General features: G+C 38.6%; 9 protein-coding genes and 1 pseudogene. 3 read left to right on the forward strand and 7 right to left on the reverse strand.

What is annotated here, in order from left to right; translation table 11 throughout:
- Positions 1-80: 80 nt before the first annotated feature.
- The 7 genes from Q7P97_RS07440 to Q7P97_RS07470 all read right to left on the reverse strand — a co-directional run bounded on the left by Q7P97_RS07440 (position 81) and on the right by Q7P97_RS07470 (position 6739).
- Complete coding sequence (locus Q7P97_RS07440) at positions 81-839, reverse strand: HpcH/HpaI aldolase family protein (RefSeq protein WP_303968575.1); 759 nt, start codon at positions 837-839, stop codon at positions 81-83.
- Between the two features lie 27 nt (positions 840-866).
- A complete protein-coding gene (locus tag Q7P97_RS07445; protein ID WP_303968577.1) occupies positions 867-1568 on the reverse strand; it encodes an alpha/beta hydrolase in 702 nt (233 codons plus the stop codon).
- Positions 1569-1571: 3 nt separating this feature from the next.
- Positions 1572-2201: a cupin domain-containing protein gene (locus tag Q7P97_RS07450; RefSeq protein WP_303968579.1), complete on the reverse strand. Its 630-nt coding sequence runs from the start codon at positions 2199-2201 to the stop codon at positions 1572-1574.
- Positions 2202-2227: 26 nt separating this feature from the next.
- Complete coding sequence (locus Q7P97_RS07455) at positions 2228-3655, reverse strand: aldehyde dehydrogenase family protein (RefSeq protein ID WP_303968602.1); 1428 nt, start codon at positions 3653-3655, stop codon at positions 2228-2230.
- Positions 3655-4854, reverse strand: a complete 1200-nt coding sequence (locus Q7P97_RS07460) for an iron-containing alcohol dehydrogenase (protein ID WP_303968604.1) — start codon at positions 4852-4854, stop codon at positions 3655-3657. The genes Q7P97_RS07455 and Q7P97_RS07460 overlap by 1 nt, the downstream gene beginning before the upstream one ends.
- Before the next feature lie 70 nt (positions 4855-4924).
- Positions 4925-5695, reverse strand: a complete 771-nt coding sequence (locus Q7P97_RS07465; protein ID WP_369684306.1) for an SDR family NAD(P)-dependent oxidoreductase — start codon at positions 5693-5695, stop codon at positions 4925-4927.
- A gap of 27 nt (positions 5696-5722) precedes the next feature.
- A complete protein-coding gene (locus Q7P97_RS07470) occupies positions 5723-6739 on the reverse strand; it encodes a LacI family DNA-binding transcriptional regulator (RefSeq protein ID WP_303968605.1) in 1017 nt (338 codons plus the stop codon).
- A 496-nt stretch (positions 6740-7235) separates the two neighbouring features.
- Between Q7P97_RS07470 and Q7P97_RS07475 the strand changes: the two are divergent.
- The 3 genes and pseudogenes from Q7P97_RS07475 to Q7P97_RS07485 all read left to right on the forward strand — a co-directional run.
- A pseudogene (locus Q7P97_RS07475) lies at positions 7236-8246 on the forward strand (helix-turn-helix domain-containing protein); the annotation flags it as partial.
- On the forward strand, positions 8243-8470 hold the full coding sequence (locus Q7P97_RS07480; RefSeq protein ID WP_303968607.1) for a PLDc N-terminal domain-containing protein: 228 nt from the start codon (positions 8243-8245) through the stop codon (positions 8468-8470). The pseudogene Q7P97_RS07475 and the gene Q7P97_RS07480, both read left to right, overlap by 4 nt.
- Positions 8445-8790: ATP-binding cassette domain-containing protein (locus Q7P97_RS07485; protein WP_303968609.1), on the forward strand; the 346-nt coding region annotated here is incomplete at its 3' end. The genes Q7P97_RS07480 and Q7P97_RS07485, both read left to right, overlap by 26 nt.

Below are 8790 nucleotides of genomic sequence, written 5' to 3' on the forward strand. Positions count from 1 at the left end.
TGATTCCCCCTATAGTGGATTACTACTTATGCACCACGATTCAATAGTAAACACTAAGACACTTATCCATTGAACGCGCATTATACTTCACTGTCTAGAACTGTTTGCCTCATCGCATTAGCCATAATTCCATTTAAAACGGTACACACATACAGTGAACCTTTCAAAAACGCATCTTTCGCCTGAGCTCCATTAGCAGCTACTGTTCCCATCCATATATCGCTTTCTTGTGCAATTGAGTACAAGTTATCAATTACCGATTTAACTTCTAGAGCATTTGCACCGTCATCATAATATCCCATGTTTACAGAAAGGTCTGTTGAACCAATGAATGCCATATCTACACCTTTCGTAGATATAATATCTTTGAAGTTTTTAGCAGCTTCTTCTGTTTCAATATGGACAATAACTAAAATGTTTTCATTACACTCTTCTAAGTATTTACTTCCTTTATCTATCCCATATCTTGCTGGACGAATGGAGTAAGAAACTCCGCGCTCACCAAGTGGTGGAAACTTAGCTTGTCGCACTACTGCTTCAGCTTCCTCTTTAGTGTTTACCATAGGCACTTGAATACCATGTGCGCCACGATCTAAAGCTTTCTGAATACTAGACGGATCATATGAAACGCGTACGATAGGTGTAATACCTACACCATCAGCTGTTCGTATTAACCCCTCTAATTCAGATGCACTGAATGCACCGTGTTCATCGTCAATAATGACGTAGTCGAATCCCGAATACGCAATCATCTCAATTAATGAAGGTGAGTTTATACTTAGAAATGCACCTAAAACCTTTTCTTGATTTTTTAATTTCTGTTTTAATACATTCTTCACTTTTAGCTCTCCTTTAAGTTAACAATATTAGTTGGATAGCCATTTCTTCATTAATTCATTTACTATTACTGGCTGCTCTAATGTCGGTAAGTGTGCTGCCTGATCAATCAGATGCAATTCAGAATGTGCTATTTGCTCATGAAGATATTCTGACATGGAAGGTGGACATACCGTATCCTGCTTCCCAACCACTATAATTGTCGGACACTGAATAGCCGAAAGTATAGTCGTTTGTTCTTCACGAGATTTCACAGCCTTTAATTGATTAATATAGCCATCCGTTCCAACTGAAGCTGCCATACGATAAAGAGTCTCTTGAAGTTCTGGATCATCTTGTTGTTCTATATGGAAAAGCGAAGATATCAGTTTTTCTGTCATCTTTACCGCAAAGTCTGCCGATAGATCACTTGTTAGTACCTCTTGCCATCCAGCCTGTTGTTTCTCTGTCGGTAAAAAAGGATTGGTATCTATTAAGGCTAATTTCAGAACCCTCTCCGGGGCTAGCCGCATTATTTCTAATGCAACTATGCCTCCTAGAGAAAGACCTGCTAACGCAAACTGTTTCGGAGCCTTCTCAAGAACATCTACAGCCAAGCCTTTAATCGTATCAATTTTAGATAGATCCGGTACATGACTAATTGCGAGTTCCTGCAAAGCATCTATTTGTGGTTTCCATAATTCTTCATTACACAACGTTCCTGGCAATAAAAGAAGTGGAGTTTTTTTCATTTCTTATTTTTCACCCATTTTTAATTTATCAGCAATTTCTTTTTCAAGTTCTTTAAAGTTATCAGGTTTGATCATTTTTCCAAGCTCATTTGCATAAAAACCATGTTTTGCTGCATCTTTCACAACTTTTGGAGCCCAGTAAGGATCTTTTCCTTCGAATACTTCGTGTTGCTCAAGTACTGCAAATAACCAAGATTCCTCCTCACTGATGTTTTCAAAGCCTCTCCATAAACCTGGTGGTAAAGAAATTAAATCCCACTGTTCAATAATAGTTTCTCCTTCAATCTCGTCTGGGCTATTCCCCCAATAAAAACGCCATTTCCCTGTCAACGGCAAGAATGATTCAATATAATCATGCGTATGATACGCTGGACCACTTCCTTTTGGCGCCTTCACCATACCAACTTGGAAGCCGTGTGGCTCGGTAATAGCTGGAGTGAAGTCATCATTCTCACTTGCTGTATCTCCAATTAATGTGTAATTGATTCGTTGATGTCCTGGAACGATACTATCAATAAACATTAGTGGAATACCATTTGGAATCATTTCATCAAAACGCACAATCCAATTCTTCTCCATTTCTTCGTTCGTTACATGCTTTTTCACCTTAGGTTCATTTGATTGATTTGTCATTTTGCATTCTCCTCTTTTTATATTATTTATACTAAATTAAATACTGCTAATTTTAATTCTGTCATCTCTTCAGTTGCATACTTTATACCTTCGCGACCTGTACCACTATTCTTAACACCGCCGTATGGCATTTGATCCACCCTGAACGCAGGTACTTCATTAATAATGACTCCTCCGACTTCAATTTGGTCAACTGCTTGGAATGCCTTTTCAATAGATGTAGTGTATACACCCGCTTGCAATCCGTACTGTGAGTCATTTACATTTCGAATTGCTTCATCATAATCGTCATACGTATTGATCATCACAATGGGTGCAAATGCTTCGTTGCAGCTAATAGATGCACTTGAAGGTACATTTGCAATGATTGTAGGTTCAAGAATAGAACCCGTCCTTTTCCCACCACACAAGACTTCCGCTCCCTTGTTTTGAGCTTCCTTTATCCATTCCTCTGCTCGTACCGCCTCCTTTTCTTGAATTAAAGCTGAAATATCCGTTGATTCTTCTGCTGGATCTCCAGTCTTTAAACCTTTTACGGTTTCCAACATGGCTTCCGTCAATTCTTTAAATAATTCGTTTTTGACGAATATACGTTGAACTGAAATACACACTTGACCAGCAAAAGCAAACGCCCCATCCACACATCTACGAGCAACACTTTCGATATCGTCAGTATTGTCAATGATGACTGCAGAATTGGAACCTAGCTCTAATGTTGACTTTTTCAAACCTGCCTTCGCTTTAATATCCAATCCAACTTCTAAACTACCTGTGAAAGTAATTAATTTCACATCTGGATGTGTGACTAGTACATCTCCTATATCTCCGCCCTTGCCAATTACTACGTGCAGTGCTCCTATAGGCAATCCTGCTTGTTCAAAAAACTCTGCCGTTTTAAGTGCGCTTAATGGCGTTTGGGAAGCTGGCTTCAAGACAACCGTGTTTCCAGCAGCGAATGCTGGCCCTAATTTATGTGCTACTAGGTTAAATGGAAAGTTAAATGGTGTGATTGCTCCTATTACGCCAAGCGGTTCGCGCTTAGTAAAACCAAATTTACCTTTACCACCTTTAGCTGCATCCATTGGTATCGTTTCACCCGTTAATTTTTTTGCCTCTTCAGCTGCGAATTTATATGTTTCAATCGTTCTTAAAATTTCACCACGTGCTGCTTTAAGTGGTTTCGCATTTTCTTTTGTTAGAATTAGCGCACATTCTTCAAAGTTTTCTTCAAATAGATTAGCAACCTTTTCAAGAATAGTAGACCTTTCCAATGAAGTAAGTGCTTTCATCTTCTTTTGCGCACTCTTGGCACCTTCTATTGCTTCTAAAACGTCTTCTTTCGTAGAAAATGGTAACTTAGCAACCACCTCACCACTATATGGTGATTTCAGTTCATAGGAAGTTTTTCCTTCTCTCCATTCACCGTTGATAAACATTTTTTTAGTTAGAGTCATTATAAACTAGCCCCTACCTTTCCAAGATATGCATTTTCATATATGTTCCTAATAGCTTCTTCAGATAGTTTATACGGTGTATTGGCAAGTAATCTTTCGACTTTTGAAGCACTTTCCGCTAGTTCCGCCAACGCATCTTCTTGAATACCCAAATCCTTTAAATTTGAAGGAAGATTTAATGTATCTAGTAATTCGAATAGATATTGCACTACTGCATCCAACGCTTTCGCTGGTTGAGCACTGTAATCACCTAATTGCAGAAACGATGCTACATCCACCATTTGCGGGGTGCAAGTAGTCCCTATTTTTTCAAACACATACGGCATAAGTAATGCATTAGCAACTCCATGCTCTATGTGATATTTACCGCCCAATGGATATGCTAAAGCATGTACAGCACCTACCCCAGCATTCGCTAGTGAGACTCCCGCTAATGCGCTGACCCACGCCATACCTGTCCGGGCCTCTAAGTTCGAGCCATTGTGAACCGCACGTGTTATATACTCCGGGAACAACCGCATTGCTTTTTCAGCAAAGATCATCGTTAAAGGAGTTGCACGTACAGATATATAAGACTCAATAGCATGTGTAAATGCATCAACTCCTGAAGATGCTGATACTCGCGGTGGACAAGAAATTGTTAATTCTGGATCAATGATAGCTAAGTCTGGCAAAAGAGCTGGACTAACAATACCTCTTTTTAGCTCCTGTTCCTCGTCTCCGAAGATTGCATTCATAGTAACTTCCGAACCAGTTCCGGATGTAGTTGGTAATAGGATACAAGGTGTTTTACGTGGTCCAATTTGCTGCGTACCACTTAAATAGGGTTTCATATCCTCAACTTGTAATAATGCAGCGGATGTTTTGGCCACATCTAATGCACTACCACCGCCAATTCCAATTACAAGATCACAATTTTCTTCTTTAAGTTTGTTGGTAACGCTTTCAACTAATTCAAAACTAGGTTCCCCGGAAATATCCGTGAATGTATAGATTGGAACATTTGCTGACTTCAAGACTTCTTTTAACTTGTCTACAAGACCTGCTTGGGCAACTCCTCTATCACTTACGATTGCAATTTTCTGTGGAGCATATGCCACAATTTCTTGCACTAAGTTCTTATGTGCTCCACAGCCAAACTTAAAATTACTTGGCATTCTAAAATCTGGTGCTACTGCTTGCGTATTTACAACTACCACTTTATCGACCACCTAATCTATCTTAATTTTAAAGAATACGTATTCTCTACTTGTAAAAAAATATAAATACTTACCAAACTGTCCATCCGCCATCTACCACTACGGTATGTCCTGTAACCATGTCTGATGCACCTGAGGAAAGATAAAGAATAGCCCCAAAGAGATCTTCAGATTTTGCTAACCTGCCAAGTGGGATTCTACTCATCACTTCTTCTTTGAATGCTGGATCTTGGAACATCTTTTTCGTCATCGGTGTTTCAATAAATGTAGGTGCTACAGCATTTACATTTATTTGATGTGGTGCCCATTCAATGGCCAATGCCTTCATCATTTGTGTGACACTGCCCTTACTTGCACAATATACAGATCGATCGTAGTAACCGACAAATGCCATTTGGGACGTTATATTTACTACTTTTCCAGACTCTTGTTTACACATATGCTTACCGACCTCTTTCGTTAAAAAGAAAAGACTTTTAACGTTTAAGTCGGTCACCATATCCCAGTCTTGCTCTGTAGTTTCTAGTGCTGGTTTAGGTATATTGATTCCCGCATTATTAATAAGGATATCAATACGTCCATACTTACGTATTATCTGATCAACGATGTTTGGTATAGAGGATATATCCATTAGGTCAGCAGAGACTGGCAATACTCGCCTTCCTTTTGCTTGTATTTCTTGTGAAAGTTCATCCAATTCGTTTTTGCTACGAGCAATGATTGCCAAATCTACTCCAGCCTCTGCTAATAGCAATGAAATATCGCGTCCTATTCCTTTACTTGCACCGGTTACAACTGCAACTTTTCCAGTTAAATTAAATATTGATTGAATTGAATACAACTATTTACAGCTCCCTTCATTGGATGTTTATACTACATGTATATCCTTTGTGGTAGATCGTATAATTAGTTCAGGTTCTAAAATGATTTGATAAGGATAGTCATCATCATTCTCATTAATAATATTTAATAACTTTTCCAGTGCTAGTTGACTCATCTCTCGTTTGTTTTGAGAAATAGTTGTTAAGCTAATATGAGGATTGGATGCGATATCAATATCATCAAAGCCGACAACGGAAAAATCATCTGGCACTGATAAGCCCATTTCAGTTAGTTGATCCATAACAATCATAGCTATTCGATCAGTGGCCGCATGCAAACTTGTAGGGCGATTTTTCAAGGATAAAGTCTTTTTCAAGAAGCGTCGTATCTCTTCATCATCTGCATTTCCGTTATATACGATTTGGTGGTCGATTTGAATATCGTAATCTGTAAGCGCTTTCTTATACCCTTCAAAACGTTGTTGAAATGTTGAGAAACTTAATGAGCCAGATATATAAGCGATTCTCTTATGACCTAAGTTAACCAAGTGATCAACTGCTAACCAAGAACCACGCTCGTTATCTAAGACAACATAAGGAGTTCCTTTATCATCCGTATGTCGGTTAAATAAAACAATCGGGAAACCTTTTCTTGCCAAGTCGGTAGTTACAGTATCTCGTCTATCGACAGAGGCGACCAGTATACCATCTACTCTTCTACCCACCATGTTTCGCAAAGCCGATTCTAAATTCTCCAAACGATAATCCGTATCAGAAATAATGACATCTATTTCTTGTTCTCTAGCATTTTTAATTACTACTTTAGATGTTTCAGAAAAAAACGGATTGGATATATCCCCAACAATTAATCCAATTGTTTTTGACTTTTTTGATACTAGGCTTCTAGCAACTAAATCGGGATGAAAGTCTAATTCCTTTATAGCGTCTAATACCTTAGTTCGTGTTTCTTTACTAATTGTAGGATAGTTATTCAGAACCTTCGATACAGTTGATTGTGAGACCCCTGCTTTTTTAGCAATGTCTATCACTGTTACTTTTACCATGAAATCCTCTTCCTTTAATTGCTTTACTTTATACAAAATATTGTAAGTAAAGAATACGTATTCCACGTAATATTTAGAATTCTAAATGTATTTAAACTATTTGTCAATAAAATTATTAATATATTCCAAGTGTTTAAAAAATAATTCTTGTTTATACGATATGAAACTCTATTGTTATATGCTTAAACTTGATCAATATGATCGAAGAATATGTAGTATTACAGATCTTAAATCTAAGTTTTTTAAGCAATAACTTAGTAATTCGCCGGGACGAATAGCCTCTCCCAAGATGATGATGATGATATATTTCGCATCAGTTGACTCCCCCTCTAAATAATCACCTAACAGTTGATTGAATCAACAAGTGTTTAACCTTACACTGAATAAAAGAGAAAGGTGGGAGGATATGCTGCAAATAGGCACTGTGATTCTACAACAACGAAAGCGACTTCAAATTACACAAGATACACTAGCTTAATATTGCCAAGTATCGAAAGCGTCGGTGTCGAAGTGGGAAAAAGGATTAAGCTACCCCGATATCACACTGTTGCCGAAAATCGCCTCATATTTTGAATTGACCGTTGATGAACTACTTGGCTATGAACGGCAACTTTCTAAAGAAGCCATCCAACACCACTATTATGAATTCGCATCCCGTTTTGGCAAAGAATCTTTTGAGTCAGTTTTTATTGACGTAGAAGAACAAGTTAAATTGTACTACCACGATCCTGCACTCCTGCTACAGATGAGTATATTACTGCTGAATCATCATATGTTGAGTAGTGATAGCCCCACTGTATTACAGAAAATTAATCGCTGGTTGGAACGCATTCGGAAAGTAAGTGACGATGTATGGGTCTTACGTCAAGCAAACTCCTTACAGGCAACGATTTCGCTCATGCGGTCGAATCCTGAAACTACATTGGAATTATTAGACGGAGTCATCAAACCGAGTATCGGAGACGAGATTTTGCTGGCCACTGCACATGAACAACTTGGTGATCGAGAGGAAGCGATGCGCGTCATTCAAGTCATGATGTATCAAAATGTCATTCAACTTGTCGGCAGCAGCCCACTCTATTTACGGCTTTCCGCTTCTAATCAACAAACTTTTGGTGAAACCATTCACCGAATAGAAGGATTAATTGAGCTCTATTCGATGCAGACACTCCATCCAAATGTGTGCTTGCAATTTTATTTTAGCGTAGCGCAATGTGCTGCCCTTTCATCTAACCGGCCGTTACTCTATCTATACTTGGAGAAGTATGTGGATGTATGTGTTCATAATCTATTTCCTTTTTCATTACGCGGTGATGAATACTTCGACTTGCTGGAAAGTTGGTTAAAACAATTGGATCTAGGCACAAACGCACCACGCAATACCGAAATCATTAAGCAATCCATCCTAGAGTCGATGGATGCACCATTCTTTGAGATCTTCAAACATGACGATGAAATGCAAGAGTTACGGCAACGACTACGCTTTGGACTGGAGGGACGTTCATGAATACAGATATGGCTTTACTAATAGAATACTTGCCATTTTTAATTCCACTTATTATTTTGCAACTGGGATTGGCCATTTTCTCGGCGATACATGTCATTCGCCATCCACATTACCGCTTCGGCAATCAAGTGGTGTGGTTGTTGATTGTTTTATTGTTCCAATTTATAGGGCCATTAATCTATTTCGTTTTTGGAAGAGGTGATCACAATAGTCGTACAAATTAACGGTGTCACGAAGCGTTTCGGAGATCATAAAGTACTGAAAGATATTCATCTTGATATTCCAGAGCATACAGTTTTCGGATTTGTCGGTGCAAACGGTTCTGGCAAGACGACACTGATGAAATGTATGCTCGGGTTGTTACCTCTCAATACGGGTTCTATTACGATTGCAGGCGAACCTGTGACGTTTGGGGAGACCAAGTCCAATCAATATGTCGGCTACTTGCCGGACGTTCCTGAATTCTATCCATTCTATACCGCAACGCAGTATTTAGAGTTATGTGCAGTCATTACAAATATAGCTGTAAAAGAACGTCAAGAAA

It is taken from the genome of Sporosarcina ureae (assembly GCF_029267015.1).
In the GTDB taxonomy this organism is placed as follows: Bacteria; Bacillota; Bacilli; order Bacillales_A; family Planococcaceae; genus Sporosarcina; species Sporosarcina ureae_D.

Excerpts from the sequence above, each read along its gene's own strand:
- Q7P97_RS07445 (WP_303968577.1), bottom strand. The coding sequence starts at position 1,568 with ATGAAAAAAACTCCACTTCTTTTATTGCCAGGAACGTTGTGTAATGAA.
- Q7P97_RS07455 (WP_303968602.1), bottom strand. The coding sequence starts at position 3,655 with ATGACTCTAACTAAAAAAATGTTTATCAACGGTGAATGGAGAGAAGGA.
- Q7P97_RS07450 (WP_303968579.1), bottom strand. The coding sequence starts at position 2,201 with ATGACAAATCAATCAAATGAACCTAAGGTGAAAAAGCATGTAACGAAC.
- Q7P97_RS07470 (WP_303968605.1), bottom strand. The coding sequence starts at position 6,739 with ATGGTAAAAGTAACAGTGATAGACATTGCTAAAAAAGCAGGGGTCTCA.
- Q7P97_RS07480 (WP_303968607.1), top strand. The coding sequence starts at position 8,243 with ATGAATACAGATATGGCTTTACTAATAGAATACTTGCCATTTTTAATT.